This window comes from Nocardioides sp. IC4_145 (assembly GCF_011250565.1).
GTDB lineage: Bacteria > Actinomycetota > Actinomycetes > Propionibacteriales > Nocardioidaceae > Nocardioides.
In genome coordinates this window covers 98,699-125,587 of the sequence record NZ_JAANMS010000006.1, presented here as the reverse complement: position 1 = coordinate 125,587, position 26,889 = coordinate 98,699, and the positions used below count along the sequence as shown (strand labels likewise).

General features: G+C 75.0%; 27 protein-coding genes. 15 read left to right on the top strand and 12 right to left on the bottom strand.

Going from position 1 to position 26,889, the window contains the following annotated elements; all coding sequences use genetic code 11:
• The first annotated feature begins 4 nt into the window (after positions 1-4).
• Positions 5-688 carry a pirin family protein gene (locus G6553_RS21600; protein WP_166189688.1) on the top strand — a complete coding sequence of 228 codons (684 nt, stop codon included), beginning with the start codon at positions 5-7 and terminating at the stop codon, positions 686-688.
• A 121-nt stretch (positions 689-809) separates the two neighbouring features.
• Here the strand turns inward: G6553_RS21600 and G6553_RS04970 are convergent, their stop codons facing one another.
• Positions 810-1,736 (bottom strand): diacylglycerol kinase family protein, encoded by a 927-nt coding sequence (locus G6553_RS04970; protein ID WP_166189686.1) that lies wholly within the window; start codon positions 1,734-1,736, stop codon positions 810-812.
• The gene (locus G6553_RS04965) at positions 1,733-3,331 is read right to left on the bottom strand and encodes an FAD-binding oxidoreductase (protein WP_242679989.1); all 1,599 of its coding nucleotides are present in this window, start codon (positions 3,329-3,331) and stop codon (positions 1,733-1,735) included. Before G6553_RS04965 ends, G6553_RS04970 begins: the two co-directional genes overlap by 4 nt.
• A gap of 17 nt (positions 3,332-3,348) precedes the next feature.
• Between G6553_RS04965 and G6553_RS04960 the strand changes: the two genes are divergently transcribed.
• From G6553_RS04960 to G6553_RS22035, 5 genes are read left to right on the top strand one after another with little or no spacing between them, the layout of a single operon-like run.
• Complete coding sequence (locus tag G6553_RS04960) at positions 3,349-3,957, top strand: TetR/AcrR family transcriptional regulator (RefSeq protein ID WP_166189684.1); 609 nt, start codon at positions 3,349-3,351, stop codon at positions 3,955-3,957.
• Complete coding sequence (locus tag G6553_RS04955; protein WP_347565501.1) at positions 3,954-5,573, top strand: glycerol-3-phosphate dehydrogenase/oxidase; 1,620 nt, start codon at positions 3,954-3,956, stop codon at positions 5,571-5,573. The genes G6553_RS04960 and G6553_RS04955 overlap by 4 nt, the downstream gene beginning before the upstream one ends.
• A 60-nt stretch (positions 5,574-5,633) precedes the next feature.
• The gene (locus tag G6553_RS04950; protein WP_166189682.1) at positions 5,634-6,677 is read left to right on the top strand and encodes a sigma-70 family RNA polymerase sigma factor; all 1,044 of its coding nucleotides are present in this window, start codon (positions 5,634-5,636) and stop codon (positions 6,675-6,677) included.
• On the top strand, positions 6,674-7,309 hold the full coding sequence (locus G6553_RS04945; RefSeq protein WP_166189680.1) for a TIGR03086 family metal-binding protein: 636 nt from the start codon (positions 6,674-6,676) through the stop codon (positions 7,307-7,309). The genes G6553_RS04950 and G6553_RS04945 overlap by 4 nt, the downstream gene beginning before the upstream one ends.
• A gap of 10 nt (positions 7,310-7,319) precedes the next feature.
• The gene (locus G6553_RS22035) at positions 7,320-8,351 is read left to right on the top strand and encodes a LuxR family transcriptional regulator (RefSeq protein WP_207619359.1); all 1,032 of its coding nucleotides are present in this window, start codon (positions 7,320-7,322) and stop codon (positions 8,349-8,351) included.
• A 112-nt stretch (positions 8,352-8,463) separates the two neighbouring features.
• On the opposite strand, the gene G6553_RS04935 is transcribed toward G6553_RS22035, so the two are convergent.
• The 4 genes from G6553_RS04935 to G6553_RS04920 all read right to left on the bottom strand — a co-directional run bounded on the left by G6553_RS04935 (position 8,464) and on the right by G6553_RS04920 (position 11,773).
• Positions 8,464-9,732: a glutathionylspermidine synthase family protein gene (locus tag G6553_RS04935; RefSeq protein ID WP_166189679.1), complete on the bottom strand. Its 1,269-nt coding sequence runs from the start codon at positions 9,730-9,732 to the stop codon at positions 8,464-8,466.
• Positions 9,732-10,190, bottom strand: a complete 459-nt coding sequence (locus G6553_RS04930; protein ID WP_207619358.1) for a DUF350 domain-containing protein — start codon at positions 10,188-10,190, stop codon at positions 9,732-9,734. Before G6553_RS04930 ends, G6553_RS04935 begins: the two co-directional genes overlap by 1 nt.
• Positions 10,191-10,281: 91 nt before the next feature.
• Positions 10,282-10,671, bottom strand: a complete 390-nt coding sequence (locus G6553_RS04925) for a hypothetical protein (protein WP_166189677.1) — start codon at positions 10,669-10,671, stop codon at positions 10,282-10,284.
• A gap of 79 nt (positions 10,672-10,750) precedes the next feature.
• Positions 10,751-11,773 carry a DUF2332 domain-containing protein gene (locus G6553_RS04920; RefSeq protein WP_166189675.1) on the bottom strand — a complete coding sequence of 341 codons (1,023 nt, stop codon included), beginning with the start codon at positions 11,771-11,773 and terminating at the stop codon, positions 10,751-10,753.
• A gap of 114 nt (positions 11,774-11,887) precedes the next feature.
• Here G6553_RS04920 and G6553_RS04915 point away from each other — a divergent pair, with 114 nt between their 5' ends.
• Positions 11,888-12,826: a hypothetical protein gene (locus G6553_RS04915; RefSeq protein WP_166189673.1), complete on the top strand. Its 939-nt coding sequence runs from the start codon at positions 11,888-11,890 to the stop codon at positions 12,824-12,826.
• A gap of 15 nt (positions 12,827-12,841) precedes the next feature.
• Here G6553_RS04915 and G6553_RS04910 read toward each other — a convergent pair whose 3' ends face one another.
• The 3 genes from G6553_RS04910 to G6553_RS04900 all read right to left on the bottom strand — a co-directional run bounded on the left by G6553_RS04910 (position 12,842) and on the right by G6553_RS04900 (position 16,982).
• The gene (locus G6553_RS04910; protein WP_166189671.1) at positions 12,842-14,308 is read right to left on the bottom strand and encodes an NAD-dependent succinate-semialdehyde dehydrogenase; all 1,467 of its coding nucleotides are present in this window, start codon (positions 14,306-14,308) and stop codon (positions 12,842-12,844) included.
• Positions 14,309-14,603: 295 nt separating this feature from the next.
• Complete coding sequence (locus tag G6553_RS04905) at positions 14,604-16,511, bottom strand: penicillin-binding transpeptidase domain-containing protein (protein ID WP_166189670.1); 1,908 nt, start codon at positions 16,509-16,511, stop codon at positions 14,604-14,606.
• 36 nt (positions 16,512-16,547) lie between these two features.
• The gene (locus tag G6553_RS04900; RefSeq protein WP_347565500.1) at positions 16,548-16,982 is read right to left on the bottom strand and encodes a MerR family transcriptional regulator; all 435 of its coding nucleotides are present in this window, start codon (positions 16,980-16,982) and stop codon (positions 16,548-16,550) included.
• 46 nt (positions 16,983-17,028) lie between these two features.
• Between G6553_RS04900 and G6553_RS04895 the strand changes: the two genes are divergently transcribed.
• Positions 17,029-17,937, top strand: coding sequence for an NAD(P)/FAD-dependent oxidoreductase (locus G6553_RS04895; protein ID WP_166189666.1), 909 nt, complete (start codon positions 17,029-17,031; stop codon positions 17,935-17,937).
• A gap of 172 nt (positions 17,938-18,109) precedes the next feature.
• On the opposite strand, the gene G6553_RS04890 is transcribed toward G6553_RS04895, so the two are convergent.
• Positions 18,110-19,834, bottom strand: a complete 1,725-nt coding sequence (locus tag G6553_RS04890) for a DEAD/DEAH box helicase (protein ID WP_166189664.1) — start codon at positions 19,832-19,834, stop codon at positions 18,110-18,112.
• 250 nt (positions 19,835-20,084) lie between these two features.
• Here G6553_RS04890 and G6553_RS04885 point away from each other — a divergent pair, with 250 nt between their 5' ends.
• The 4 genes from G6553_RS04885 to G6553_RS04870 all read left to right on the top strand — a co-directional run bounded on the left by G6553_RS04885 (position 20,085) and on the right by G6553_RS04870 (position 23,073).
• A complete protein-coding gene (locus tag G6553_RS04885) occupies positions 20,085-20,240 on the top strand; it encodes a hypothetical protein (RefSeq protein WP_166189662.1) in 156 nt (51 codons plus the stop codon).
• 215 nt (positions 20,241-20,455) lie between these two features.
• Complete coding sequence (locus G6553_RS04880; protein ID WP_166189661.1) at positions 20,456-21,064, top strand: YceI family protein; 609 nt, start codon at positions 20,456-20,458, stop codon at positions 21,062-21,064.
• A gap of 113 nt (positions 21,065-21,177) precedes the next feature.
• A complete protein-coding gene (locus G6553_RS04875) occupies positions 21,178-22,104 on the top strand; it encodes a GNAT family N-acetyltransferase (protein WP_166189659.1) in 927 nt (308 codons plus the stop codon).
• Positions 22,105-22,107: 3 nt separating this feature from the next.
• Positions 22,108-23,073: an LLM class flavin-dependent oxidoreductase gene (locus tag G6553_RS04870; RefSeq protein WP_166189657.1), complete on the top strand. Its 966-nt coding sequence runs from the start codon at positions 22,108-22,110 to the stop codon at positions 23,071-23,073.
• Between the two features lie 104 nt (positions 23,074-23,177).
• Here G6553_RS04870 and G6553_RS04865 read toward each other — a convergent pair whose 3' ends face one another.
• Together G6553_RS04865 and G6553_RS04860 are read right to left on the bottom strand one after the other, a co-directional pair.
• A complete protein-coding gene (locus G6553_RS04865) occupies positions 23,178-23,774 on the bottom strand; it encodes a hypothetical protein (RefSeq protein WP_166189656.1) in 597 nt (198 codons plus the stop codon).
• Entirely contained in the window at positions 23,771-24,802 is a 1,032-nt protein-coding gene (locus G6553_RS04860) for an ECF transporter S component (protein ID WP_166189654.1), read from the bottom strand. Before G6553_RS04860 ends, G6553_RS04865 begins: the two co-directional genes overlap by 4 nt.
• Positions 24,803-25,051: 249 nt before the next feature.
• On the opposite strand from G6553_RS04860, the gene G6553_RS04855 reads away from it, so the two are divergent.
• The 3 genes from G6553_RS04855 to G6553_RS04845 all read left to right on the top strand — a co-directional run bounded on the left by G6553_RS04855 (position 25,052) and on the right by G6553_RS04845 (position 26,883).
• The gene (locus G6553_RS04855) at positions 25,052-25,291 is read left to right on the top strand and encodes a hypothetical protein (RefSeq protein WP_166189652.1); all 240 of its coding nucleotides are present in this window, start codon (positions 25,052-25,054) and stop codon (positions 25,289-25,291) included.
• A 72-nt stretch (positions 25,292-25,363) separates the two neighbouring features.
• Entirely contained in the window at positions 25,364-26,146 is a 783-nt protein-coding gene (locus G6553_RS04850) for a hypothetical protein (protein WP_166189650.1), read from the top strand.
• Complete coding sequence (locus tag G6553_RS04845) at positions 26,146-26,883, top strand: hypothetical protein (protein ID WP_166189649.1); 738 nt, start codon at positions 26,146-26,148, stop codon at positions 26,881-26,883. The genes G6553_RS04850 and G6553_RS04845 overlap by 1 nt, the downstream gene beginning before the upstream one ends.
• Positions 26,884-26,889 lie beyond the last annotated feature (6 nt).

The following is a 26,889-nucleotide window of genomic DNA, read 5'->3' as shown; positions in this document are numbered from 1 at the left end:
GGACGTGACGACAGAGATCCGCCGGGGTTCCGCCCGTTTCGTCAGCCGCTCGCGCGGGATGGTGACCTCCCACGCGTTCTCGTTCGGCGAGCACTACGACCCCGAGCGGCTCCGCTTCGGTCCGATGGTCTGCCACGACGACCACCACCTCGCGTCCGACAAGGGCTTCGACACCCACCGGCACTCCGGGCTCGACATCGTCACCTGGGTGGTCACCGGCCGGCTCTCGCACCGCGACTCCTCCGGGCACGAGGCCGTCGTCTCCCCCGGCGAGGTGGCCGTGCTCGCCGCCGGCTCCGGCGTCGAGCACGCCGAGCACGCCACGCCCGAGGGCCGGGCCCGCTTCGTGCAGGTCTGGCTGGCCGCCGACCCCGACCGCGCCGCCGACGACCCGACGTACGCCGTCACGCCGGTGCCCGCCTCCGCCGCTCCCGGCGGGGGGCTGGTCGAGCTGGTCTCCCCCCAGCCCGGCGCGGTGCTCTCGGTCGCGCGGCTCGACGCCCTCAAGACGCTGGCCCTCCCCGCCGCCCCGCTCGTCCACGCCTACGTCGTCACCGGCGCCCTCACCCGCAGCTCGCTCGCCGAGCCCCTGGCCGCCGGCGACGCCTTCCTCTTCACCGACGAGCCCGCGCACCAGGTCACCGCCGCCGTCCCCACCGAGCTGCTCGTCTGGACGTTCGCGGGGTAGCCGGCGGACGGCCGGGGTTCGGGGCCGGTCGACAATCGTTCAATTGCGCCGTTCTAGCGCCTCGACGGCCCTGGACCCCGACATTTTCGTGCAATTGACGATCGTTGACGCTCGGGACGGCTCAGCAGACGACGGCGACGGCGGCGGGACGGACCTCGACGACGAGCGGGTCGCCGGAGAGCGGCGGCAGCGTGCCGAGCGGCTCGCCGTCACCACCGACGGGCACACCCGGGCCGGCGGCACGGGACGGGTCGGCGCGCAGCTCGACCCGCCGACCGCGGAGCACGGTGACCTCGGGGAGGTCGACGTGCCCGCCGTCGTACACCTTCGGCAGCGAGCGGACGAGCGCGGCCTTGGACGCGGCCTCGATGACGACGACGTCGAGGACGCCGTCGGTGACCGAGGCGGGCGGGGCGATCCGCATGCCCTTGCCGTAGTAGGCGGAGTTGGCGACGACGACCGTGGCGGCCTCGAGCTCGCGCTCCTCGCCGTCGACGGAGAGCCGGTAGCGGGCGGGGGCGTAGGTGAGGAGGGCGCGGACGGCGGCGTAGGGGTACTGCAGCCGCCGCGGCAGCCGGTGCGCGCCGTCGACGAGCTCGGCGGCACGGGCGTCGACGCCGCAGTAGACCGAGCCCGCGACCTCGCGCGGCGCGGCGCCCGGGAAGGACGCGCACAGCAGGTCGACCCGGCACGTGGAGCCGGACAGCAGCAGCGCGGCGAGGTCCTCGGGCGTGTCGGGCAGGCCGAGCATCCGCGCGAAGTCGTTGCCGCGCCCGGCCGGCAGCACCGCCAGCGTGCCACCGGCCGCCGACACCTCGCCGGCCAGCGACGAGAGCATCCCGTCGCCGCCGACCGACACCACGACGTCGCCGCGCTCGACGGCCGCGGCGACCAGGCCGGGCATGGCCCGCGGTCCGGGTGAGTACGTCACGTCGACGGTCGCGCCGGCCTCGCGCAGCAGCCGCGCCACCGGCACGACCGCCTCGGGCGCCGCGCCACCACCGGAGGCCGGGTTGACCAGGAACGTGAACGAGCGCTGGACACTCACGGGACCAGCACCCCCGGGTTGAGGACCCCGGTCGGGTCGAGTTCGGCCTTGACCGCCCGGAGCACGCCGACGCCGAGGTCGCCGACCTCGGCGGGCAGCCACGGCGTGTGGTCGGTGCCGACCGCGTGGTGGTGGGTGATGGTCGCGCCCGCTGCGGCGATCGCGTCGCTCGCGGCGGCCTTCGCGACCTGCCACCGCTCCAGCGATCGCGAGCCACCGGCCGCGGCGACGGTGAAGTAGAGCGAGCAGCCGGTCTCGTAGACGTGGCTGATGTGGCACAGCACCAGGCACGGCTCGCCCAGGGCGTCGACCAGCGCGGTGCGGACGGCGTCGTACAGCTGCGGCACGCGCGACCAGAACGTCGCCGTCTCCAGCGTCTCGACGAGCACGCCGACGTCGAGCATCGAGTCGCGGAGGTACGGCGCGTCGAACCGCCCGTGCGCCCAGGCCCGGCCCGGCTCCTCCCCCAGCGGCGTGCCGCCGAGGCCGGTCAGCACCGAGGCGACCGCGGTCCGCCGCGCCGCGACCAGGTCGGGCTCGCCCTCGTGGCCGACGACCATCAGGCAGCCGCTCGCACCCTCCGCCCCGATCGCGTCGGGCCGGGCGAGGTTGATGGCGGTCTCGTGCTCGTCGGAGAGCCGCAGCACGGTCGGCAGCAGGCCCGCCTGCGCCAGCGTCCGCATCGCGGCCGCGCCGTCGGGAAACGACGGCCAGCCCCAGCCCTCGTAGACCTTCTCGGCGGGCAGCCGCCGCACCCGCACGGTCACCTCGGTGATCACGCCGAAGGCGCCCTCGGACCCCAGCAGCAGCTGCCGCAGGTCGGGCCCGGCCGCACTGGCCGGCGCCGACCCGAGCCGCAGCTCGCCGCGGGGCGTGGCGACGCGCAGCCCGACGACGAGCGCGTCGAAGCGCCCGTAGCCGGCGCTCGACTGCCCGCTCGACCGCGTCGCCGCGAAGCCGCCGATCGTCGCGTGCTCGAACGACTGCGGGTAGTGGCCCAGCACCAGCCCCTCCGCGGCCAGCAGCGCCTCGGCCTCCGGACCGCGCAGACCGGGCTCGAGGGTGGCGGTCATCGAGGTGTGGTCGACGGCGACCAACCGCTTCATCCGGACCAGGTCGAGCGAGACCAGGCCGGCGTACCCCTCGCGCCGCGCCGCCAGCCCGCCGGTCACCGACGTCCCGCCGCCGAACGGCACGACCGCCAGGTGGTGCTCGACCGCGAGGGCGAGGACGGCGGCCACCTGGTCGTGGTCGGCGGGACGGACGACGGCGTCGGGCGCGTCGGAGAGGTCGCCGGCCCGCTGGCGCAGCAGGTCGGGCGTCGACTTGCCGCGCGTGCGGAGTCGCCGCGTGTCGTCGTCGACCAGCACCTGGTCGGCGCCGACGACGTCCCGCAGTGCGTCGAGGACCGTCGGCCTAAGCACGGACGGCGGCACGACCACGTCGGCGACAGCGGGCTGCTCGTCGATGCCGAAGACCGCCTCGACCAGGCCGCGGGCGGACTCGGGCAGTGCGGCGGCGCGGGCAGGGTCGCCCCAGCGGCTGGGGTGCATCTCGGCCGCGGGCGTCGCGATCGCAGAGGTGTCGTGCGTCATGCGTTACACTGTGACACATGACGTCACTTCGTCACAACGGTGCCGAGACCGGTGGCCCGCGCGACGCGTACCTCGACGCGGCCCGGGCCTGCATCCTCGACCTCGGCTGGCGGCGCACGACGCTGACCGAGGTCGCGCGCCGGGCGGGGGTCTCGCGGATGACGATCTACCGGACCTGGTCGGACATGCGGCAGCTCCTCGCCGACCTGATGACCCGCGAGTGGACCGAGGTGGTGGTTGCTGCCGAGGCCGACGACGAGGACTCCCCCGGCCGCACGGTCGTCGAGCGGCTCGTCGACAAGCTGGTCCGCACGGTCAAGGTGCTGCGCGGCAACGAGCTGTTCGTGCGGATCGTCGAGCTCGACCCCGAGCTGATCCTCCCCTACCTCCTGGACCGGCGCGGCCGCTCCCAGCAGCTCATCCTCGAGCTGGTCGAGCAGGCGCTCCGGGACGCCCAGGCCTCCGGCGACGTGCGCGCCGGCGACCCCGCCGCGATGGCGCGGGGCCTCGTGCTCTCCGCCCACGGCTTCGTGCTCTCCGCGCACACCATGGTCGACGACGACGTCTCCGAGGAGGCGCTCGAGGCCGAGATGCGCGTCGTGCTCACCCGGACGCTGCAGCCGTGACCGGGCCGCAGCGAATGACGGAGCCGACCAGGGAGCGGATCACCCCCGGCCTCGCCGCTGCTCCGACCGAGGTCGACCTCCTCGTGGTGGGGCTCGGCATCACCGGCGCCGGCGTGGCGCTCGACGCGGTCACCCGCGGCCTGTCCGTGCTGGCCGTCGACGCCCACGACCTCGCCTTCGGCACGTCGCGGTGGAGCTCGAAGCTGGTCCACGGCGGCCTGCGCTACCTCGCCAAGGGACAGGTCGGCGTCGCCCACGAGTCCGCGGTCGAGCGCGGCGTGCTGATGGAGGTCACCGCACCCCACCTGACCCGCCCGATGCCGGTCGTCGTGCCGCTCACCAGCAGCGTCACCCGCGCCCAGGCCGCGCTCACCGCCGTCGGCCTGCGTGCCGGCGACGCGCTGCGCCGTGGGGCCCGCACCCACGCCGAGACCCTCCCGCGGCCGCGCCGCCTGTCGGCCACCGAGACCCTCGCGCTCGCGCCCGCCCTGCGGCCGGCCGGCCTGCGCGGCGGGATGCTGAGCTGGGACGGCCGGCTCGAGGACGACGCCCGCCTGGTGACGACCGTGGCGCGCACCGCGGCGGCGTACGGCGCCTCCGTGCGGACCCGCGCCCGCGTCCTGTCGACCTCCCCGGCGACCGGAGGCACCGATGCTCGGACCGAGGTGCTGCTCCGCGACGAGCTGACCGGCGCCACGACGACCGTCCGCGCCCGCGCGGTCGTCAACGCCGCCGGGGTGTGGGCCGGCGAGCTCGCCGACGACGTCACGCTGCGTCCCAGTCGCGGCACCCACCTGGTGCTGCGCGCCGAGGCGCTGCCCGGCCAGCAGGTCTCGGTGTTCGCGCCGGTGCCGGGCGAGACCAACCGGTTCGTGCTGGTGCTGCCGCAGCCCGACGGGACGGTGTACGTCGGCCTCACCGACGAGCCGGTCACCGGCCCGGTCCCGGACGTGCCGGAGCCGACCGAGCCGGAGATCGGCTTCCTCCTCGACGTGGTGTCCGCGTGCTTCGCCCGCCAGCTGCACCGCGGCGACGTGGTCGGCGCGTTCGCCGGGCTCCGCCCGCTGCTGGAGTCCGGGGCCGGGACGGACGGCGGGGGCTCGACCGCCGACCTGTCCCGCAAGCACGCCGTGCTCGTCGGGCGCGACGGCCTGGTGACGGTGGTCGGCGGCAAGCTGACGACGTACCGCCGGATGGCGCAGGACGCCGTCGACGCCGCGCTCGCCCTCCCCGCGACCGCCGGCCTGGCCGCCGGGCCCTGCCGCACCCGCTCCGTCCCGCTGCTCGGGGCCGCCCCCCGCCCCACGCTGGCGGCGCTCGAGCAGCCCGAGCGGCTCGTGCGCCGCTTCGGCACCGACGCCGCGCTGGTCCTCGGCAACGCCGTCGAGGTCACCGGCCTGGACGAGGCCGAGCTGCTCGCGCCGGTCGCCGAGGGCGTGCCGGTCACGCTGGCCGAGCTGGTCTTCGGGGTGACCCACGAGGGCGCGGCGGACGTCGACGACCTGCTGGACCGGCGCACCCGCGTCGGCCTGGTCCCCGCCGACCGGGCCCTCGCCGAGCCCGCCGCCCGGCGCGCGCTCGAGCTGGTCGAGGAGCACCTGCGCGCACACCGATGAGTTCTGCCCTCGACGCCGGTCAGTGAGCGGAGCAGACTGACCGAGGTGGAGGCACAGCGCATGACGGTGACGACGGTGACGACGGTGACGACGGTGACGGCAGGAACGACGAGCAACCCCGAGCTGAGCGACTTCCCGACGCTCACCGAGCGCTACCAGCGCGAGCTGCTGGCGCACTGCTACCGGATGAGCGGCTCCGTGCACGAGGCCGAGGACCTCGTCCAGGAGACGTTCCTGCGCGCGTGGAAGGCCTCGGCGGACTTCCAGGGCCGCAGCTCGGTGCGCACCTGGCTCTACCGGATCGCCACGAACGTGTGCCTGACCAACCTCGAGGGCCGGCCCCGGCGACCCCTGCCCGCGGGGCTCGGCACCTCCGACCAGATGGCTGGCGAGGCGCTCGAGACCGACCACGAGATCGCCTGGCTCGAGCCGGTGCCGGACGCCGCCGTGGTGGTCGCCGAGCGCGACTCGATCCGGCTCGCCTTCGTCGCCGCGCTCCAGCACCTGCCGGCCAAGCAGCGGGCGGTGCTGATCCTCCGCGACGTGCTGCGCTGGTCGGCCGCCGAGGTCGCCGAGGCGCTCGACACGACCGTCGCGGCGGTCAACTCAGCGCTCCAGCGCGCGCACGCGCAGATGAAGGACCGCGGCCTGACCGAGGACACCGTCGAGCCGGACCTGAGCGAGGCGCAGCAGCAGCTGCTGGAGCGGTACGTCGACGCCTTCTGGCGCAAGGACGTCGGCGCGATCGTCTCGATGCTGACCGCCGAGGCGACCTGGGACATGCCGCCGTTCACCAGCTGGTTCAAGGGCGCGGCCAACATCGGCTGGCTGATCGGCAACGAGTGCCCCGGCGGCCAGCACGACATGCCGATGCTCGCCACCTGGGCCAACGGGCAGCCGGCGTACGGCCTCTACATGCGCACGCCCGAGGGCGACTTCACCCCCTTCCAGCTGCAGGTCATCGAGCTGGAGGACGACAAGGTGCGGCACGTGACGGCGTTCTTCGACGCCCGGCTGTTCGCGACGTTCGGCCTGCCCGACCGGCTGCCCGCCGACCACCGGCCCGACGCCACGCAGCAGCCTGACGACCTGCCCGTGCCATGACGCGGGCGCTCGACGGCGCCGTCGAGCTGCTCGACCGGTCCCTGGCCTACGCCCGGGGCGTCCTCGCCGACGTCGCCGAAGCCGACCTCGACCGGCGGACGCCGTGCACCGCATGGACCCTGCGGGCCCTGCTGGCGCACATGGAGGACGCGCTCGACGCGTTCACCGAGGCGGCGAGCGGCGTCGTCCGGGTGGACCCGCCGCCGCCCACGCGGACCCGAGTCGACGCGCTGCGCGAGAAGGCCTGTGCGCTGCTCGCCGCCTGGACCCGCGCCGCCGCCACCAGCCGGAACGGCTCGGTCGCCGTCGGCGACGCCGGGCTCGCCGGGCCGGTGCTCGTCGCAGCGGCCGCGCTCGAGATCACCGTCCATGCGTGGGACGTCGGCCGCGCGACCGGCCGCGGCCGCTCCGTGCCCGACGACCTGGCGCGCGGGCTGCTCGCGGTGGCCGGGGTGGTCGTCGACCCCGCCGACCGGGGGGTGCGCTTCGGGCCGGTGCGTCCCGTCGCCGACGACGCGACGTACGCGGGGCAGCTGCTGGCGTTCCTCGGCCGCGACGCCGACCTGCACCTGGCTGGACCACCCGCGGCGATGTCGCGCGAACCGGACACGCGGGGAGGGCTCGCTTCCTAGGGTGGCGGCCGTGCCCGCAGACGCCCTGACCACCGCCGTGGACGGCCCGGTCGACGAGGTGACCGCGCTGGTCCGCGCGGGGCGGGTCGTGGAGGCCCTCTCGGCGCTGACCCGGCTGCGTGACCGGCCGCTCCCCGACCGCGACGGGGTGCGGGTGGCCGCGGCCGCGGTCGACTGCCGGCTCGCGCGGGGCGACCTGGCCGACGCCGTCGGGCTGAGCGACCGGCTGGCGGCGCACACCGCGAGCCCGGGCGACGTCGCCGCCTTCGCACTGCACGCGCGCGCCGAGGTCTCCGCCGCGCTCGGCGACGCGGAGCCGGCACTGGAGGGATTCCTCGCGGCAGGGACGGTGCTGACCGGGACCCACCCGTCGCCGGAGACGTCCCTCGAGCACGTCCTCGAGGTGCCGTGGCGGGCGGGTGCGGCGCTGGCGCTGGTCCGCACGGGCCGGTTCCGCGAGGGCGCCGAGCTCGCCCACGAGCACCTCGCGGTCGCGGAGGCCTCCGGCTCGCCGTACGCCGTGGCCGGCGCGCTGCGCACCCTCGCCACCGCCGACTCCGGCGCCCGCCGCACCGAGCTGCTCCGCCGCGCCCGCGCCACCCTCGCCGAGGCCGCAGCGGACGGCGTGCGTGCCGAGCGGCTGGCCGCCCAGCTCGACACCGACCTCGCCGGCCAGCTCCTGCTCGTCCCCGGCTCCGGCGTCGGCAGCGCCGGCGGTCCGGCCGAGGCGCTGGCGTTGCTGCGCAGCGCGGAGGAGTACGCCGGGCGGCAGGAGCTGTGGCCGCTGCAGGGGCGGGTGCGCCGCCTGCTCGAGCGGTTCGGCGAGCGGCCGCGCCGGGTGCAGTCCGAGGCGCTCGCCGCCCTCACCGCCTCCGAGCGGCGGGTGGCCGGCCTGGCGGCCGACGGCCTCACCAACCGCCAGATCGCCGAGCAGCTCGTCGTCACCGTCAAGGCGGTCGAGTGGCACCTCTCCCACGTCTACCGCAAGCTCGGCATCACGTCCCGGACCCGGCTCGCCAGCACCTTGGGCCCGCCGGCCTGAGGGTGCAGGAGTCCCCGGTTCACCGGTGACTCCCTCGCATATCGGGGCAGATCTGCCGTGGTAAGCAAGGGGGTCCCCGGTTCACCGGTGACCCCGACGCCCCGGAACCCCCTCAGCGCGGCGGCAGGCGCGGCGCGTCGGCGGCGACCCGGTCGAGGATCCAGGCCTGGACCTGGGCGTCGTCGGGGGAGAGCGCGTCGCTGATGGCGTGGGGGACGACCCGGCTGAAGTAGTCGGTGACCGGGCCGTCGGACTCGCGGACGATCACGCCGGCGGCCTGGCCGTCGACGATCCACGAGCCGAGCACCACGTGGTTGCCCTCGAAGACCGGCAGCTGGGTGTAGCCCTGGTAGACCCAGCCCTCGTCGCCGTACACGCCGGGCATCCGGGTCTCGTAACCGTCGGCGAGGTGGATGCGGATGTTGTCGCCCTCGCGACCGTGCAGCGGCTTGGCGACCCACTCGTCGAGGTCGCGTGGCTCGTCGAACCACGCCGGCAGCAGCAGCCGGTGGCCGGGGTTGCGCTCCCAGAGCACCGGCAGGATCGCCTTGGTGGAGAGCAGCACCTTCCACGGCGGCTCGAACCAGCGCACCGGCTGCCGCTCGGCGCCGTCGACGATGAGCCGGCCGAACTCCTCGCCGAGCATCTGCTCCCAGGGATAGAGCTTGAACGCCGTGCGGATCGGCTGGTCGTGGGCGTCGCGGAACTCGCGCGCGTCGGGGTTCCACCCGACCTCGGCGATCGGCTGCGCGTAGGCGTTGACGCCGGCCTGCACCGCGCAGTCCACGAGGTAGGCGACGGTCATCTCCATCTCGCCGCCGTCGTAGGAGCCCTCCTCGCCGAGGTCGAAGAGGAAGTGCACCTTGCCGTCGCCGAGGGCGCCGAAGTTCAGCAACCGGCGCCAGGCGTTGACCAACCGGTCGTGGACGCTGTTCCACTGGTCGACGTCGGACATGACGTCCTCGACCCACCGCCACTGCGCGACGCCGGTCTCGACGAGCCCGGTGGCGGTGTCGCCGTTGACCTCGAGCATCTTCACCGACCCGTCCGCGCCGTACGCGAGGTCGAAGCGCGCGTAGATCGCCGGGTCGTTGCGCGCGATCGACTCACGCACCAGGCCGAGCGTGCCGGGCGGCAGGCCGAGCCGCTCGTCGGTCATCGTCGCGGCCATGTGCCCGGCCGCGTCGACGCACATCGCCCACAGCTCCTCGGTCGCGGCCTCGAGCATCTCGACCTCGTCCATCGTGAGCTCGTACCACGCGGACTCGTTCCAGTACGGCACCGTCGTGCCGTCCGGCTTCGCGGTCGTCGGGTAGACCAGTCCCTGCTCGGTGACGATGCGCTCCCAGTCGGGGCGCGGGCGCGCCCGGTGACGCCACATCAGGCGATGCTCGCGCAGACGATGAGGCCGACGCTCAGGGCGCTGGACGCGGCGACGTACGCCAGCGGGCGCACCGGGCCGGGCGAGGTGACGATCTTGCGGAGGTCGCCGGGGGTGATCGCCTCGATCACGAAGAACATCACCGCGTTGAGCACGATGCCGAGCGCGCCGAAGGCCAGCGTCCAACCGAGCGCCTCGCCGAGGTCGCGCGCACCGTTCGTCCAGATCGCGGTGAAGAGCACCGCTGCGTTCGAGACCAGCCAGGCGGAGGTGACGACCGCTGCGGACTTGCTCGCCGCGTGCACCGACTCGTCGCCGCGCTCGTCGACGCCCCGCAGGTGGCTGCCGAGGTGGCCGGGCGTGACCAGGTCGAGCACGTAGTAGGCCGCCACGAGCAGCGCGCCCGCGAGGACGGCGTAGACGACGGCGTGGCCGAGGGAGCTGAGCAGGTCCGACATGGGGTTCCTTGTCTGGTGGCGCGGGCTGGTGCGGGGTGGTCGTGCGGTGCGGGAGGAGGACGCCGAGGGCGGGCGTGGGTCGGGCGGCGAGTCAGCCGGAGAAGCCGCGGTTGCTGCCGCCGAAGCCACCGGTCTTGGTGGTCGACTTGACCGTCGAGCCGCCGGTGGACGGGAGCCCGCCGCGCTGGACCCGCCCGGAGAGCGCCGAGCCGTTCCAGGTGCCGCCGGAGACGGGCGCGCCGAGGGCGGGGACGCGCGAGCTGGCGCCGAGGTAGTACCAGAAGAAGCCGGTGCCGACACCGGTGTAGTCGCGGTCGTCGTCGCACTGGTCGTCGTCGACGCGCTGCTCGGTCTCGGGGTCGACGCACACGGCCGCGTAGTCGGCCGAGGAGGAGGCGCAGCCGGTGAGGCCCGCGGCGACCACCGCGGTCACGCCGATCGCGACGCTCGTCGAGCGCATGCGGCCTCGGGTCTGGGTCATGCGGTCCTCCGAGAGGGTGATGGAGAGGGTGGCGGAACGGCGCGGTCGCGGGGTGCGGGTACCCAGTCTCCCAGCCGCCTCACAGCCAGGTCATCGACCGGCCGTGACCGTGGGTCCAGGCGGCCGCCCGCCCGTTGACCCCGAGCACGAACGTCGGCGTCGCGGGCGGCTCCGGACCGGTCGCGGTGACCCGCGGCAGCACGTTCGGGCCCTCGTTGCTGACCCACCGGCAGGCGCCGGCCGCGACGAGGTCGGTCATCAGGTCGTGGAACCGAGCCCGGTCCTCCTCGACCAGGTAGGCCACCACCGCGCTGTGGAAGACCACCACCGGGCCGTGCGCGGCCGCCTCCTCCACCAGCGCGGGGAGGCCGGTCAGCAGGTCGCCCTCGCGCAGGTCCGGCGGGTCGGCCCGCGCCACCTCGACCGCGCGCCGGAGCAGCTCGCGACGGTCGTCGTGCTCGGGCCACACGAGCGTCTCCAGCCAGCCGGTCGTGTCGGGGTCGGTCACGTCGAGCGGGTGCAGGTCGAGGCCCGCGCGCCAGGCGACGGCCGGCGGCGCGGAGGGGTACGCCGGCGGGCCGGCCGCGCCCGGGTGCAGGTCGACGGTGCAGCTCAGCTCGCCGGCGCCGGCGCGCGGCGCCTCGGCCAGCGTGCGGCCCGCGGGGTCGGTCCACCGGTAGCCCCAGCGGTCCGGGTAGAGGCACAGCCCCGCGCTCGCGCCGACCTCGACCAGCGCCACCGGCTCGTCGGGCGCGCCTCCGTCGGCAGCCAGCGCGGCGAACGCCGGGACGAGGGTCGCCAGGCGGCGTACCTCGTTGGTCTGGGTGCGCCGCTCCAGCACCGTCGCCCGGATCGCCGCCGACGCCGGGCCGAGCAGCGCCTCGCGGAGCGCGGCGTACGGACCGGGAGCGGGTACGCCGTGCCACCGGGCCGCGGCCAGCACCAGGTTGGGCTGCGCCTTGCCCGCAGGCAGGGCGGCCAGCCAGGCCAGCACCTCGGGGTCCTCGGCGATCGCGAGCGACCAGTCGCGGAAGCACGGCGAGTCGTCGGCCTCGCGCGCGAAGCGGAGGTACTGCGCGCGCGGCTCGGCGTACGGCTCCATCCCCGCATCCTGGCACCGCACGGCCCTCGCCCGCCCGCCCGGCGAACCTCAAGGAACACCCCTGCATCTCGACGAAGGCGGGACGCCCGCCCCGCCACGCCTCACGATGGCGGGATGGCGACCTGGGGGGGACGGCCGGCGGCGTGCGCTGCCCTGCTGGCGATGGGCGTCGCCGTCCTCGGCGCGTGCGCGGAGCCGGCCGTGGACGAGGCGCAAGACGTCCGGGCCCAGGTCGGCCGGCTCGACCCGGTCACCGAGGTCGAGGTGAGCGGCCCCTCCCGCGACCGGGGCGCCGTCGTGGCGGTGGTCCTCGAGCCCGGCACCAGCGCGGCCCGCGCCGTGACGGTCGTCCGCGGCGTGGCCCGCGCGGCGGCGGCGCAGGGGTGGTCGTCCTACCGGCTCGAGCTGCGCGACGCCCGCGACCGCGCCGACGTGCTCCTCGCCGACGAGACGCTCCGCTCCGGCGTACGGCGCGTCCTGGCCGACCACCGCCGCGTCGCCGACGCCGTGCTCGGCGCCGTCACGTGGCGGGTCGAGACGTCCCGGACGACGGTGGCCGTCGACGCCGGCGGCGGGCTGCTGCACGACGCGCAGGAGGCCGGCCGGACGACGTACGGCGACCGCGCCACGACGTGGCGGTTCAGCGCGGTCCCGCACGCTGCGACGTTCGACCGCAAGGTGGGGCCGCTGGACCTGGAGCTGCTGCGCCGCGTGCAGCGCTCGCTCGTCTCGCCGTCGCTCCGCGTGCCGGCTGCGCGCTGGGAGCTGGCCGTCCACGACGACGTGCTGCTCGACGTCACCGTCGACCTGCCGGGCGGCCCGGTCCTGCCGAGCGACCTGGTGCCCGACCGGTACGCCCCGCTGCTCCGGCCGCTGGCGCTCGCGGCCCGCGCCGCCGTCGCGCCCGCGCTGGACCTGTCGGTGACGGTCCGGCTGCGCCAGGCGGGGCCGGTCGCCGACGTCTTCGCCTGGTGGACCAACGACCACCCGCCGGTCCAGGGCCGCGACCCCCTCGCCCGCGGCTGGGACCGCTGGCTCGCCGCGCTGCCCTGAAGGTCCCGGGCCGCCTCAGCCGGCGGGGAGGGCGACGTAGGTCGTCTCGAGGTACTCCTCGATGCCCTCGAAGCCGCCCTCGCGGCCGAAGCCGCTGGCCTTGACGCCGCCGAACGGCGCGGCGGGGTTGGAGATCAGGCCGGTGTTGACGCCGACCATGCCGAACTCCAGCGACTCCGCCAGCCGGATGGTGCGGGCCAGGTCGCGGGTGTAGACGTAGGAGGCCAGGCCGTACTCGGTGTCGTTGGCCTTCGCCACCGCCTCCTCCTCGGTCTCGAACGTCGTGATCGGCGCGACCGGGCCGAAGATCTCCTCGGCGTTGATGGCGGATCCCTGGGGCACGTCGAGCAGCACGGTCGGCGGGTAGAAGTAGCCCGGCCCCTCGTGGGGCTCGCCGCCGACGACCACGCGCGCGCCGTCCTGGACGGCGCCGCCGACCAGCTCGGTCACCGACGCCACGGCCTTCTCGTCGATGAGCGGGCCGACGTCGGTGCCCTCGTCCTGGCCGCGACCCAGGCGCAGCGCGCCCATCCGCTCGCCGAGCCGGCGGCCGAACTCCTCGGCGACGTCGGCGTGCACGAGGAACCGGTTCGCGGCGGTGCAGGCCTCGCCCATGTTGCGCATCTTGGCGACCATCGCGCCGTCGACCGCGGCGTCGAGGTCGGCGTCGGCGAAGACGAGGAACGGCGCGTTGCCGCCGAGCTCCATGCTGACCCGCTGGAGCCGCTCGGCGGACTGGCGGACCATCACCCGGCCGACGGCGGTCGAGCCGGTGAACGACACCTTCCGCAGCCGGTCGTCGGCCTGGAGCGCCTCGCTGATCTCGGCGGCGTGCGTGGACGGCACGACGTTGAGCACGCCGTCGGGCAACCCGGCCTCGGCGAGCACCGCCGCCAGGGCCAGCATCGTCAGCGGGGTCTGCGCGGCCGGCTTGACCACCATCGTGCAGCCGGCGGCGATGGCCGGGCCGATCTTGCGGGTGCCCATGGCGAGCGGGAAGTTCCACGGGGTCACGAACAGGCACGGCCCGACCGGCTTCTTCAGGGTCAGCAGCCGGCTCCCACCGGCGGGGTTCGGCATGTAGCGGCCGTGGATGCGCACCGCCTCCTCGGAGAACCAGCGGAAGAACTCGTTGCCGTACGTCACCTCCCCCTTCGCCTCCGACACCGGCTTGCCCATCTCCAGGCTCATCAGCAGCGCGAAGTCGTCGGCGCGCTGCGCGACCAGCTCGAAGGCGCGCCGCAGGATCTCGCCGCGCTCCCGGGGCGCCGTCCGGGCCCAGTCGGCCTGCGCGGCGACGGCCGCGTCGAGGGCCGACCGGGCGTCGGCGACCGAGCCGTCGGCCACGTCGGTGAGCACCGAGCCGTCGGCCGGGTCGAGCACCTCGAACCGGGCGCCGGCCTCCGCCGGTCGCCACCGGCCCCCCACGAACAGGTCGCGCTGGGCGTCGTCGAGCAGGGGCAGGCGGTCTGGTCCGGTCATGGCGTGAAGCCTGTCACCTCGGCGTTCTCGACGAAATCGCTGACACCCCAGGACCTGCGTGGAATGCTGTGCATGTCGACTTCGGAGGGAGCACCTAGAAGGCGGCACTGAACCCCTTGCCGACCCCATGCGGCGAGGGGTTCTCCCTTGTCCGACCGCGCTGTCCCCCACGTCGCGGCCGGGCCGCACGGCCCGCCGACCCGGTCCTCAACCCCCGGGCCGGCGGGCCGTTCTCACGTCCCGGCTGGTTGAGGAGGTTCCGCCCGGAACCGTCTCGAGACCCGCTGCGACTCCCTCACCGGGCCGCTCGCAGGAACGCCTCGAGCAGCGGTCCGGCCGTCCGCGAGCCCGACGCGCCGCGCTCGACGAAGACCGCCACCGCGAGGTCGCCCTGGGCCGCGGCCATCCAGGCGTGGGTGTCGATCCGGCCGTCGTCCTCGAACTCCGCGGTCCCGGTCTTCGCGATCACCGGCGGGCCCGGCACGTCGGCGAGGGCCGACCCGCTGCCCTCGGTCACCACCGCGCGCAGCATCGTCCGCAGGGCGGCCACCTCCCGCCTGCGCACCGGCTCGACGCCCTCGGGCACCGCCACCTCGACCTGCTCGAGCAGCCGCGGCACGACCGTCTCCCCGGCCTGCACGCTGGCCATGACCGTCGCCACCGCCATCGGCGAGGCCAGCACGGCGCCCTGCCCGATGAGGTCCGCGGCAGCCTGGGTCTCGGAGGAGGGCGGCTCGACGCTGCCGAAGTACGCCGGGAACCCGAGGTCGTGGTCGACCCCGAGGCCGAGGGACGCGGCCGCCGCAGCCAGGTCGTCGGCGCCGGTGCGCTCGAGCCGGTCGCGCTGGGAGATGAAGGCGGTGTTGCAGCTGTTCGCCACCGCGGTCCGCAGCGGGATCCGGCCGAGCGCGGCGGCGGGGTAGTCGGAGTAGTTGGTGAACGACCGGCCGTCGACGGTCAGCGTCGGCGTGCACGGCACGGCGCTCGTGGGGTCGAGGCCGGCGCGCAGCAGCGCCAGGCTGGTGACGGTCTTGAACGTCGAGCCCGGCGCGAGCTGGCCGTAGGTCGCGATGTTGTAGCCGTCGGTGCCCGGTCCGTTCGCCGCGGCAAGCAGGGCGCCGTCGCTGGGCCGCACCGCGACCAGGGCACTTCCCGGGCCGACGTCGGCCAGCACGCGTTCGGCGGCCTGCTGCAGGTCGGCGTCGAGGGTGAGCGCGAGCTCGTCGCCGGCGGTCGCGTCGAGGCGGAACAGCTCGCGCTCCTCCCCGCCCGGGCCCAGCGCGTCCACCACGACACCCGGCGTGCCGCGGAGCTGGTCCTCGTAGCGGGCCTGCAGCCCGGAGAGACCCGCCCGGTCGCCCGGTCGCAGGGACGGGTCCTCGGCGACCATCTCCGCGGTCACCTCGCCGACCGTGCCCAGGATCGGCGCCGCGAACTCGCGCGTCGGCGCGAGCGGCCGCTCGCCCGGGATGCTGATGACGCTGTCGAGCGCGCCGATGCCCTGCGCCACGGCCGGTGGGATCTCGCCACGGCGGTAGGTGATCGCCTCGACGAACGCCTTGTCGCCCGCCTGCCGCACCCGCGCGGCGTACCCCTCCACGTCGAGGCCGGCCAGCCGCGCCAGCCCGCGCGCGTCGGCCACGGCCTCGCGCCGGCTCGCCCGCGCCCGGTCCACGCCCATGGCCACGACCGGGCGGGCGGTGACCAGCGGGGTGCCGCCGGTGCCGGTGATGTCGCCGCGGGCCGCCGCGATCGTCGTGCGGTCCAGCACCTCGTCCTCGGCCAGGCTCGGCTCGACCAGCGAGCGTTCCCAGGCGACCCGCCAGTCCTCCTCCGCCTCCACCAGGGCGGCCTCGGACTCGTAGGTCCATGCCTCTGCGCCGTCGAGGAGCGGCCAGGTCCAGGTGAGCATCGCGGTCGCCGACCCGTCCTCGCCCTCGCGCACGTCGCCGACCTCGACGGTGGGTCGGAGGTCATCGCCGACGCCGAGGCCCGCGACGACCTCGTCGTACGCCGCCTGCGGCTCCTCCGGCGCGCCGTCGGCGAACGCCACGTCCGCCAGGTCGCCGGTCGCCAGCGCGCCGGCGAGCGTCGCCGCGGCCTCGTCGGGCTCCGGACCGTCGTCGCCGTCCGCGCTGCAGCCGGCCGCCGCCGCTCCGACGAGGAGGACGGCCGCGACGGCGAGGTGCCCGAGAGGTCGCATGCGGACCCTTCTACCAGGCGGTGGCGACAGCCGCCCTCAGCCGAGCATCGCGTGGATCTGCTGGCCGGTGGGGAACGCCTCGAGCCGGCCCTCGAGCAGGTCGGTCACGGCCGCCTTGAACCGCGGGCAGGTCGCGATGTCGTGCGCCCCGCACCGCAGCGCGTGCTCAGTCATCTCCCGCGACCGCTCCATCTCGCGCATCCGCCGGTCGAGGTCGTCGAGGTGTGCCTGCAGCACCTCGTGGCGGTCGGCCGCCTCGGCGTCGAGCATCACCGCGATCTGCTCGAGGCTCATGCCGGCGGCCTTGCTGCGGAGGATCACCGCCACCCGCACGACCTCGTCCTGGCCGTACCGACGGCGCCCCGCGGAGTCCCGGGCCGGGGTCAGCAGCCCCACGTCCTCCCAGTGCCGCAGCACGTGGGTCGCCAGCCCGAACCGGCCCGCCAGGTCGCCGACGGAGAAGGGCTGCACGCGATCACTTGACTTCATGTCGACATGAACTCACAGACTCCTGGCCATGGACAAGTCACTCGAGCACCTCTACGACGCGGTCGTCGTCGGCGGCGGACCCGCCGGCCTCCAGGCCGCCCTCACCCTCGGCCGCGTGCACCGGTCGGTGCTGCTGCTCGACAGCGGCAGCTACCGCAACGCGACGGTCGACGCCATGCACAACTTCCTCAGCCACGACGGCACCCCGCCCGCCGACCTGCGGGCGGCCGTCCACGCCGAGCTCGCGGCGTACGACACCGTCACCGTGCGCGACGTCGCCGTCGAGCGCATCCACGCCGACGGCCCCGACGGAGCGGGTCACGCAGTGCACCTCGCCGACGGCAGCGCGGTCCGGAGCCGCGGGCTGGTGCTCGCCACCGGGCTGCGCGACGCGCTGCCCGACAAGCCGGGGCTGGCCGACCTGTGGGGGCGGGAGGCGGCGCACTGCCCGTTCTGCCACGGTCACGAGTACGCCGGCCGCCCGGTCGCCGTGCTCGGCGGCGGGCCGGCGGCGGGTCACCTGACCCGGATCATGGCCCCCGTCGCCTCGCGGCTGACCGTCCTCGCCGACGGCGCGCCCGTCGAGGCAGACCTGCCTGCGAGCGTCGAGGTGCGGCCCGAACCGGTCGTCGGGTTCTGCCGCAGCGCCGGCGGGGCGACCGTGACCTTCGCGGACGGCTCGACCGAGGAGCACGCCGGCGTCTTCGTCGTGCCGACGAGCACCCAGGCCGCGCCGTTCGCCAAGCAGCTCGGCCTCGCGACGCTCCCGTCGGGCTGCGTCGAGGTCGACGTCATGGGCCGCACCAGCCGCCCGTTCGTCCACGCCGCCGGCGACATGGCGCACACCGCCGCGCTGCCCATGCCGATGGCGTCGGTGCTCATCGCCGCCGCCTCCGGCCAGGTCGCCGCCTCCGCGATGGTGGCGGCGCTGCTCTGAGCCGGTCGCGCCGGCTGGTCGATCCCCGCCGGCCGCCGTCGCTGTAGTCCGTGACGTTCGGCAGGGGATCGGGCCGGACCCACCTGCGGAACGTCACGGACTACCCCGCCACCCCGCGCGGACCTGTGGACAACCAGTCCCGCAGGGACCGGACGGGGAGGGCGCGTCCTCGTCAGCCCTTGTGGCGCGGCTTGCGGTCGGGGCGGTCGGTGCGGCCGGGGCCGCGGTCGGGCTGCAGCTCGATGAGCTTGCCGGAGATCCGGGTGTCCTCGAGCTTCTTCAGCACGGTCGGGGACAGGTCGGCCGGCAGCTCCACGAGCGAGAAGTCCGGACGGATCTGGATGTGCCCGAAGTCGGCCCGCTGGAGGCCGCCCTCGTTGGCGATGGCGCCGACGATCTGGCGGGGCTCGACCTTGTGCCGCTTGCCGACGTTGATGCGGTACGTCGCCATCGGCACGTCGGTGCGGCCGCGCGGGCGACGCTCGCCGCGCTCGGGCCGGTCGCCGCGGTCCTTGCGGTCCGGGCGGTCGTCGAGGCGTTGCGGGCGCGCCTCGGCGGCCGGGTCGAGCAGCAGCGGGGTGTCACCCTGGGCCACGACCGCGAGCGCGGCGGCCACGTCGACCTCGGGCACGTCGTACTCCTTGACGTAGTGCCCGATGATGTCGCGGAACTTCTCGATCCGGTCGGCCTGCCCGAGCGCCGCGGTGATCGCGTCGTCGAAGCGGGAGAGCCGCGTGGCGTTGACGTCGTCGACGTTCGGCAGCGGCATCTGGGTGAGCGGCTGCTTGGTCGCCTTCTCGATGTGCTTGAGCAGGTAGCGCTCGCGCGGGGTGACGAACGAGATCGCGTCGCCGGTCCGGCCCGCGCGGCCGGTGCGGCCGATGCGGTGGACGTAGGACTCGGTGTCGGTCGGGATGTCGTAGTTGACGACGTGGCTGATCCGCTCGACGTCGAGGCCGCGGGCGGCGACGTCGGTGGCGACGAGGATGTCGAGCTTGCCCGACTTCAGCTGGTTGACCGTGCGCTCGCGCACGGCCTGGGCGACGTCGCCGTTGATCGCGGCGGCGGAGAACCCGCGGGCGCGCAGCTTCTCGGCGAGCGTCTCGGTCTCGTGCTTGGTGCGGACGAAGACGATCATCCCCTCGAAGTTCTCGACCTCGAGGATGCGCGTGAGCGCGTCGACCTTCTGCGGGTAGCTGACGAGCAGGTAGCGCTGGGTGATGTTCGCGGCCGTCGTGGTGCTCGCCTTGACAGTGATCTCCTGCGGGTCGCGCAGGTAGGACTTCGACAGCCGGCGGATCTGCGCGGGCATCGTCGCGGAGAACAGCGCGACGTTCTTGTCCTCGGGCGTGCTCGCGAGGATCGTCTCGACGTCCTCGGCGAAGCCCATGTTGAGCATCTCGTCGGCCTCGTCGAGCACGAGGAACCGCAGCTCGGAGAGGTCGAGCGTGCCCTTGTCGAGGTGGTCCATGATCCGGCCCGGCGTGCCGACGACGACGTGGACACCGCGACGCAGAGCGGAGAGCTGCACGCCGTACGCCTGGCCGCCGTAGACCGGCAGGACGTGGACGCCCTTGCGGTGCGCGGCGTAGCGCTCGAACGCCTCGCACACCTGGAGCGCGAGCTCACGGGTCGGGGCGAGCACGAGCGCCTGCGGCGTCTTCTGCTTGAGGTCGAGCTTGCTGAGGATCGGCAGCGCGAACGCGGCGGTCTTGCCGGTGCCGGTCTGCGCCAGGCCGACCACGTCGCGGCCCTCGAGGAGCGGCGGGATGGTGGCGGCCTGGATGGGCGAGGGCGTCTCGTAGCCGACGTCCTTCAGCGCGCGCAGCACGGCGTCGTCGAGGCCCAGGTCCGCGAAGGTGGTCGTGGGGGCAGAGGCGTCGTCGGTGGTGCTCACCCTCCCCACCGTAGAGGTTCGGCGTGTCGGGCCGCTCTTCCGCGTCGCGGTGCGCTGGGTCACCGACACGACCGCCCCGGCGACGCGACGGGGCCGGGACCGCAGCCCGAGCGTGCCCGGGAGCGCACGAAGCACCCAGCGGCCCGCCTCACCGTCGAGGTGGGGCGTCGTGCCGCCTTCAGCGATCCCCTGGCCCTTTGGGTGGGGACGAGCTACTCTTGGTGAACAGAAGGTGAACAGGAGGTGTCCCATGCAGGAATCCACGGTGACCACGAGGCCGCACGCGCGCCCCACCATGCACTGGGTGCCCGTCGTCGACAGTCGCGGTCGCACCCGGATGGAGGCGCGCTGGCTCGAGCCCAGCGGCTTGTCCGCCCGGACGGCGGCCGTCCGCTCCGCCGCCTGAGGCGGCCGGACCGACCACCGCACCGCAGCCGCGCACCCCACCTCGGGGTGCGCGGCTGCTGCGTTGCTCACGCCGTGCGCGACCGTGCGCGGCCGTGGTCCAGACCACACGTGCGGTTCGGGAATCAAACCGGACCGCGGTCCGTTCGACTAGTTGAACTTTGAACGAGCCTCGGACCGCACCCGAGGCAACGACCGCAACCTCAGGAGCCCCGCATGAGCATCTTCAGCCGCAAGTCCGACACCGCCACCGCCGAGCCGGTCTTCGACGCCGCCACCACCGCCGTCGAGGACATCACCGGCGACTACACCATCGACGCCTCGCACAGCCGGATCGGCTTCAGCGCCCGCCACGCGATGGTCACCACCGTCCGCGGCGCGTTCAAGGAGTTCGAGGGCACCGCCCACATCGACGCCGCGAACCCCGCCGCCTCCTCGGTCTCGCTGACCATCAAGACCGCGAGCATCGACACCGGCTCCGCGGACCGCGACGGCCACCTGGTCTCGGCCGACTTCTTCGACGCCGAGAAGAACCCCGAGATCACCTTCCGCTCGACCCAGGTCGAGAAGGTCGACGCCGACACCTGGGCGATCACCGGCGACCTCACCATCGCGGGCACCACCAAGCCCGTCACCGTCGCCTTCGACGAGACCGGCTCCGCGCAGGACCCCTTCGGCAACCTCCGCGTCGGCTTCGAGGGCAGCACCGCCATCAACCGCAAGGACTGGGGCCTGACCTGGAACGCCGCGCTGGAGACCGGCGGCGTCCTCGTCTCGGAGAAGATCAAGCTCGAGTTCGACGTCTCGGCGATCAAGAACGCCTGACGCACCGCCCCGACGCACAGCGTCCCCACGGACGCGACCCGCAGCACCCCGGACGGGGCCGCCCTGGAAAAAGGGGCGGCCCCGTCCGCCGTTCCCGTGGTCTCATCTCCCGCATGACCGACCCCGCCCCGACCGGGCTGCCCGGCCTGCCCGGCCTGCCCGCCGGCCTCACCAGCCGACCGCTGACGATGGCCGACGCCGAGGCCGTGCACGCGGTCGTCGCCGCCGAGGAGGTCGCCGAGCTCGGCGAGGCCGAGCTGACGCTGGAGGACGTGGTCGCGGACTGGCAGCGGCCGTCGTACGACATCTCGTCGAGCACCGTCGGTGTCCTCGACGGCGACCGGCTCGTGGCGTACGCCGACCTCTCCGCGCCCGACGTCGCCTACACCGCCGTGCACCCCGACCACCACGGCCGCGGCATCGGCACGGCGCTCGCGCGGTGGGTCCAGGACAAGGCCCGCGCGGCCGGGTCCACCCGCGTCGGGACGCAGGTGCCGGAGGGGAGCGCGGCCGACCGGCTGATGGCCGACCTCGGCTACGAGGTGCGCTGGACCGCCTGGGACCTCGAGCTGCCCGAGGGCGCGGAGGTCGAGGCGCGGCCGCTGCCGGAGGGGTACGCGCTGCGGGACGCGACCGCGGCCGACCACGAGGCGGCGTGGACGCTCGTCGAGGACGCCTTCCTCGAGTGGTCGGACCGTGACCGGATGTCGTTGGCCGACTTCGGCGCCCGGGTGTGGGACCGCCCCGGCTTCGAGCCGTGGAACCTGCGGCTGCTGCTGCACGGCGAGGACCTCGTCGGCGCGACCCACGTCCACCTCGCCGGGGACGCGGCGTACGTCGCCCGGATCGCGGTCCGCCCCGACCACCGCGGCCGCGGGCTGGCGCCGGCGATGCTCGTCGACGCGTTCGGGCGGGCGCGCGAGCACGGCGCGGCCCGCTGCTACCTCTCGACCGACACCCGCGCCGGTGCGCGCGGCCTCTACGAGAAGGTCGGGATGGTCGTGTCCTCGACGTGGGTCAACCGGAGCGTCACCCTGTAGCCCATGCCCGGTAGAGCCTCGTTCGTGACCCGCTACGACTTCCGCGTCCCCGGCGGCGACGCCGCCACCCGGCAGGAGGTCTACGCCCGGTCGCTGGAGCAGGCGGCGTACGTCGACGCGCACGGCCACGACGCGATCATGCTGTCCGAGCACCACGCGGCCGAGGACGGCTACCTCCCCTCCCCGCTGCTCGTCGCCTCCGCGATGGCCGCGGTCACCCAGCGGGTCCCGATCACCGTCGCCGCGCTCCTGCCGAACCTGCACGACCCGCTGCGGCTGGCCGAGGACATCGCCGTGCTCGACCACCTCAGCGGCGGGCGGGTCGGCTTCACGCTCGGGCTGGGCTACCGCGAGGTGGAGTACGCGCTGTTCGGCAAGCCGTGGCGCACCCGCGGCCGCGACCTCGAGGCCGCGATCACCACGATGCTGGACGCGTGGGCGACCGGCCGGGTCACGCCGCGTCCGTTCAGCGACCCGCACCCCTTCCTCCTCTACGGCGGCGGCACGCCTGCCGCCGCCCGGCGCGCCGCCCGGCTCGGGCTGTCCTTCCAGCCGCAGCACTCCGACCCCGCGCTGAAGGAGGAGTACGTCGCCGCGTGCCGCGAGCTCGGCCGCGAGCCCGGGATCGTGCTGACCGCCCCGGCCGGCCCGGCGAACGTGTTCTGCGCCGAGCGGCCCGAGGAGTTCTGGGAGCGCTGGGGCCACCACCTGCTCGCCGACGCCACGGCGTACCAGGCCTGGCACGGCGACGCCGCCTCCCACGTCCTCGACCCCTCCACCACTGTCGAGGAGATGGTGCGGACCGGCGTCTACCTCGTCTGCACCCCCGACGACCTGGTCGAGCGGATCCGGTCCCGCGAGGTCCGCCTCGTCACCAACCACCCCGCCTGCGGCGGCCTCCCCGCCGACCCCTCCTGGGCGTCGCTGCGGCTCGTCACCGAGACCGTCATGCCGGCGGTGCGGGCCTAGGGCCGGTGGTCGCGTCCCACCTATAGGTGGTACGCACCCCCTTCCGGGTCAATGCATCGGCCCAGAAGGGGGTGCGGAGGCCCAGAAGTAGTGCTCGGCCCGGGTCAGAGCTGGACGGTCGTGACGACGGCGGTGACCGAGGGGCGGGCCGGGGTCGAGGAGAACCCGAAGCGCGGGGGCGGCTCGACGCGGGTGAGGTCGCCGAGGGGTACGCCGTCGAACGTGCCGCCGGCGGCGGCGACGGCGTGGTGGTCGGTCGCGCCGTACCACTCCCGCCGCGACCCCGCCGCCGAGCCGCGCGTGCGCACGCCGTCCAGGACAACCCGGGCGACCGGGTCGGTGAGCGTGCAGAACGCCGGCGAGGTGGCCAGCCCGTCCGGCACCAGGCGCAGCAGCCGCCCGAGCGCGGTCCGGTGGCCAACGGCCAGGTCGAGCGTCAGCGAGTCCGACCGGACCGCCCAGCGCCCGGCCGCGTCGGTGACGGCGAACGGCTCGATCCGCACCTCGTCGAAGGTGTAGGTCGCGGCGATGAACTCCGCGGCGTCCTCGTGCGGCGCGAGCAGCACCCGGTGGCCCGCCGGGGTCTCGACCATCGCGTCGGCGAACGCCCCGAGCGGCGTGTCGTGCCAGTGCCCGACCACCACCCGCACGCCGCTCGTCGTGCCGATCCCCGCGATCCGACCGCGGAAGCGCTGCCTCACCCGGTGTCCGGCCGGTTCGGCGCGGCCGGCGCGTCCGGCGCGGACGGCGCGACGACGAGCGGCAGCGCTGCATCCCGCCGCAGCGAGGCGGGCAGGCCGGACAGCGCGACGAGGGCGACGAAGCCGCTGATCAGCTTGTCGCCGAGCGAGACCAGCAGGTTCGACGCGCCTACCGCGACGACCAGCTCGGCGCCGTACGCCTCCACCGTCTGCCGGATCGACTCCTGGCCGTGGCCGACGGAGCCGTCGAGGACGAGCAGCAGGATCGGCACCGCGACCAGGCTGCACGCGACGGCCACCAGCACGTTGAGACCGAGGAACCGCGGCAGCGTGCGGCCCATCCCCCACCGGCGGACGCCCCAGCCCCACAGCAGCGCGCCGAGGATGTTGACCACGGCGAACGGCAAGGAGATCGCGCCGCTCGACATGGAGCCCGCGATGTTGGTGGTCAGGCCGACGCCCGCCCCGTACCAGGGCCCGAGGGCGAACGCCGCCAGCGCCGTCCCGACCATGTCGAGGTGGGCCGGCAGCGCGAGCAGCACGACCACCTCGCGCCCGACGAGGTTCACCGCCACGCACGCGAGGAGCAGCAGGAGCACCTGGCGACGCCGGGGCCGCTCGGCAACCGGTTCGGCCTCCGCACGTGGCGGCTCGGCCGGGGCCGGAGCCGGGTCGAGGTCGGTAGCGGAGGTCGGGGCAGGCCGGGGGTCGCGCAACCACGCGTCCACCAGCGCCGGGTCACCGTCGAGGGCGCGGACGATCTCGCGCACCAGCGGCACGTTCACCCGGGCGCGGCCGGTGCGGAACGCGTCGTACACCGTGGTCCGCGCGACCCGCGCCGCGTGCTCGTCGAGGCCGTCGGCGACCCGCTGCTCCGCGACGCGGCGGGCGATCTCGGCGAAGGACGGCTCGCCCGCCGCCCGCCGCAGCACCTGCAGCTCCTCGGCGAACCGGTCCCACCGGCTGCCGGCCCCGGGGTGCGCCGCCGGTGGGCGAGGGGGTTCGCGACGGGTGTCGTCGACGTGCACGTGCGCCCCTCCCGGATGAGTGCGTCGCTGCCTGCTGCGTGCCTGCGGTGACCAGCCTAGGAGCCGTACGCCGTGTGCGGGACGTGTTCGGGAACGTCCGGAGTCGGCGCCCAGCAGCCCGAACGGCTCGTCCCGGCGCCGGAGCGACTGACACTTGACCGGCGGACCTCCCGAGCCGGGGGGATGCTCGGGGGTCCGCACCCCGTCGCGACCGCCGCACCGCCAGTGCCCGCACGAGGAGACGCCCGCATGACCGACCCCTTCGCCTGGTTGCCCGAGGCCGACCGCCGCCTGCTGGAGTCGTACCGCCGGATCGGCTGCTCCGAGGCCGAGGCGATGCTCGCCGTCGGCGGCGACCTGCTCCAGCGCTCGTCCGGCCCCGGCGGCGACGTCGACCCGGCCGACCTGCGGCGCTTCCTCGACGCCGCAGGTCTCACCTGCGACGACGTCCGCGACGCCCTCGGCCTGCGGTTCGACGCCGCCGGCTGATCCTCTGCCGGGGCCCGGTCCGGGCGCCGGGGTACGGTCCACTCCCCGCCGTCCCGCTTCCCCGAGGTCGCCATGTCCCCCTTCTCCAGCCGCTCCTCCGCCCTGGCCCGCCCGCGCCGTCCGCGCCTGGCCGCGCTGGCCGCGGGCGTCGTGCTCACCGCGGGTCTCGCCGGCTGCGGCTCCGACGCCGGGTCCGAGGGCTCCGGTGACGGCGTCGTCGTGCTGGACCAGGAGCAGGTCGACCAGGCCGTCCTGTCGATCGAGAACCTCGGCCCCGGCTTCGTCGTCGACGAGGACGACGACAGCGAGGACGACAGCGACGACGCGGACGAGCCGGAGACCGACCTCGGCTGCCTCGACGCGGTCGACGAGGACCTGGAGGAGGCGGAGGCCAAGGCGGAGGTGTCGTACGCCGCCGTCAACGACCTCGAGTCGCCGACCGTGGACAGCGGGGTGTCGTCGTACGGCTCCGTCGACGACGTGACGGAGCGGTTCGAGCGGCTCCGGACGGCGCTGGCCGACTGCACCGACATCGAGGTGTCCGAGGACGAGGTGTCCTTCTCGCTCTCGGTGGACAGCGACGAGGAGACGTCGTCCGACGAAGTCGAGGAGCAGCTCAACATCACCGCGACCGGGACCGCCTCGACCCAGGGCGTCGAGCTCCCGGTGGCGATCCGCCTGTCCGCGGCGCGGGTCGACAACCACGTCGTCTTCCTCAGCCGCTTCGACCTCGGCGCCGACGGTGCGCTCGAGCCCTACACCGAGGCCGCCGTCGGCCGGTTGCTCGCCGTGCTCGGCGGCGAGACGCCCGACGACGAGACCGTGGTCGTCGACGGCTCCGGCAGCGCCGCCTGATGCGCCGGCTGCTCCTGCTGGTGGGCAGCTCGCTGCTCGCCGTCGCGCTCACGGCGCCGGTCGTGCCGGCCGCCGCCGACGCCCCCGCTCCCACGCCGCCGACGCCGTCCGACGTCCTGGTCACGCTGCTCGTGCCGCACGCGGCGGTCGGGCAGCCGACTCCGGCGACCCTCACCGCGACCCGCGACGGCGAGCCCGTCCCCGACCTCGTCGCCGAGGTCACCCGCACCGGCCCGGGCGTGACCGAGCCGGCGACGACGACCGCCGTGACCGACGAGGCCGGCGTGGCGACGTTCGAGGTCCTCGTGATGGACCGGGGCGAGTTCTCGGTGGTCGCGACGGTGATGGACCCGACCGGCGCGCTCGTCGGCACCGCCGGACCGGTCGTCGCCCAGGGCTACTGGCTCGACAGCTGCGGGGGTGGCCACCCCGAGCGCGCCGCGGCCGCCGTCCGGCGCTGCTCGCTGCCGGAGCCGATCGACATCCGGTCGGAGAACGCCCGCAACGGGGACGACCGGATCCGCGTCGACAACGTCAGCGCGGGCGGTGCCGTCCGCGTCCGGCTCTCCCGGCACGACGGCACGGGCCGGCAGCGCATCCGGACCGCGAGGGTCGCGGAGGGGAACCACCGGTGGTTTCGGATCACCGACCACAACGGCCGCAGGACGACCCGCTACTCCGTGTTGATCGTCCCTGCCGACGGCCCCCGGCGGACCCGGGTGTTCGGCGTGCGGTGACCGCCG

Bases quoted from the DNA above. Each gene is read 5' to 3' on its own strand.
- G6553_RS04845 (WP_166189649.1), top strand. From the start codon at position 26,146: ATGCGCCGGCTGCTCCTGCTGGTGGGCAGCTCGCTGCTCGCCGTCGCG.
- G6553_RS04910 (WP_166189671.1), bottom strand. From the start codon at position 14,308: ATGACCGGACCAGACCGCCTGCCCCTGCTCGACGACGCCCAGCGCGAC.
- G6553_RS04880 (WP_166189661.1), top strand. From the start codon at position 20,456: ATGAGCATCTTCAGCCGCAAGTCCGACACCGCCACCGCCGAGCCGGTC.
- G6553_RS04960 (WP_166189684.1), top strand. From the start codon at position 3,349: ATGACGTCACTTCGTCACAACGGTGCCGAGACCGGTGGCCCGCGCGAC.
- G6553_RS04920 (WP_166189675.1), bottom strand. From the start codon at position 11,773: ATGGAGCCGTACGCCGAGCCGCGCGCGCAGTACCTCCGCTTCGCGCGC.
- G6553_RS04885 (WP_166189662.1), top strand. From the start codon at position 20,085: ATGCAGGAATCCACGGTGACCACGAGGCCGCACGCGCGCCCCACCATG.
- G6553_RS04935 (WP_166189679.1), bottom strand. From the start codon at position 9,732: ATGTGGCGTCACCGGGCGCGCCCGCGCCCCGACTGGGAGCGCATCGTC.
- G6553_RS04930 (WP_207619358.1), bottom strand. From the start codon at position 10,190: ATGTCGGACCTGCTCAGCTCCCTCGGCCACGCCGTCGTCTACGCCGTC.
- G6553_RS04965 (WP_242679989.1), bottom strand. From the start codon at position 3,331: ATGACGCACGACACCTCTGCGATCGCGACGCCCGCGGCCGAGATGCAC.
- G6553_RS04895 (WP_166189666.1), top strand. From the start codon at position 17,029: ATGGACAAGTCACTCGAGCACCTCTACGACGCGGTCGTCGTCGGCGGC.
- G6553_RS04875 (WP_166189659.1), top strand. From the start codon at position 21,178: ATGACCGACCCCGCCCCGACCGGGCTGCCCGGCCTGCCCGGCCTGCCC.
- G6553_RS04950 (WP_166189682.1), top strand. From the start codon at position 5,634: ATGACGGTGACGACGGTGACGACGGTGACGACGGTGACGGCAGGAACG.
- G6553_RS04870 (WP_166189657.1), top strand. From the start codon at position 22,108: ATGCCCGGTAGAGCCTCGTTCGTGACCCGCTACGACTTCCGCGTCCCC.
- G6553_RS04905 (WP_166189670.1), bottom strand. From the start codon at position 16,511: ATGCGACCTCTCGGGCACCTCGCCGTCGCGGCCGTCCTCCTCGTCGGA.
- G6553_RS04945 (WP_166189680.1), top strand. From the start codon at position 6,674: ATGACGCGGGCGCTCGACGGCGCCGTCGAGCTGCTCGACCGGTCCCTG.
- G6553_RS04850 (WP_166189650.1), top strand. From the start codon at position 25,364: ATGTCCCCCTTCTCCAGCCGCTCCTCCGCCCTGGCCCGCCCGCGCCGT.
- G6553_RS04925 (WP_166189677.1), bottom strand. From the start codon at position 10,671: ATGACCCAGACCCGAGGCCGCATGCGCTCGACGAGCGTCGCGATCGGC.
- G6553_RS04855 (WP_166189652.1), top strand. From the start codon at position 25,052: ATGACCGACCCCTTCGCCTGGTTGCCCGAGGCCGACCGCCGCCTGCTG.
- G6553_RS04915 (WP_166189673.1), top strand. From the start codon at position 11,888: ATGGCGACCTGGGGGGGACGGCCGGCGGCGTGCGCTGCCCTGCTGGCG.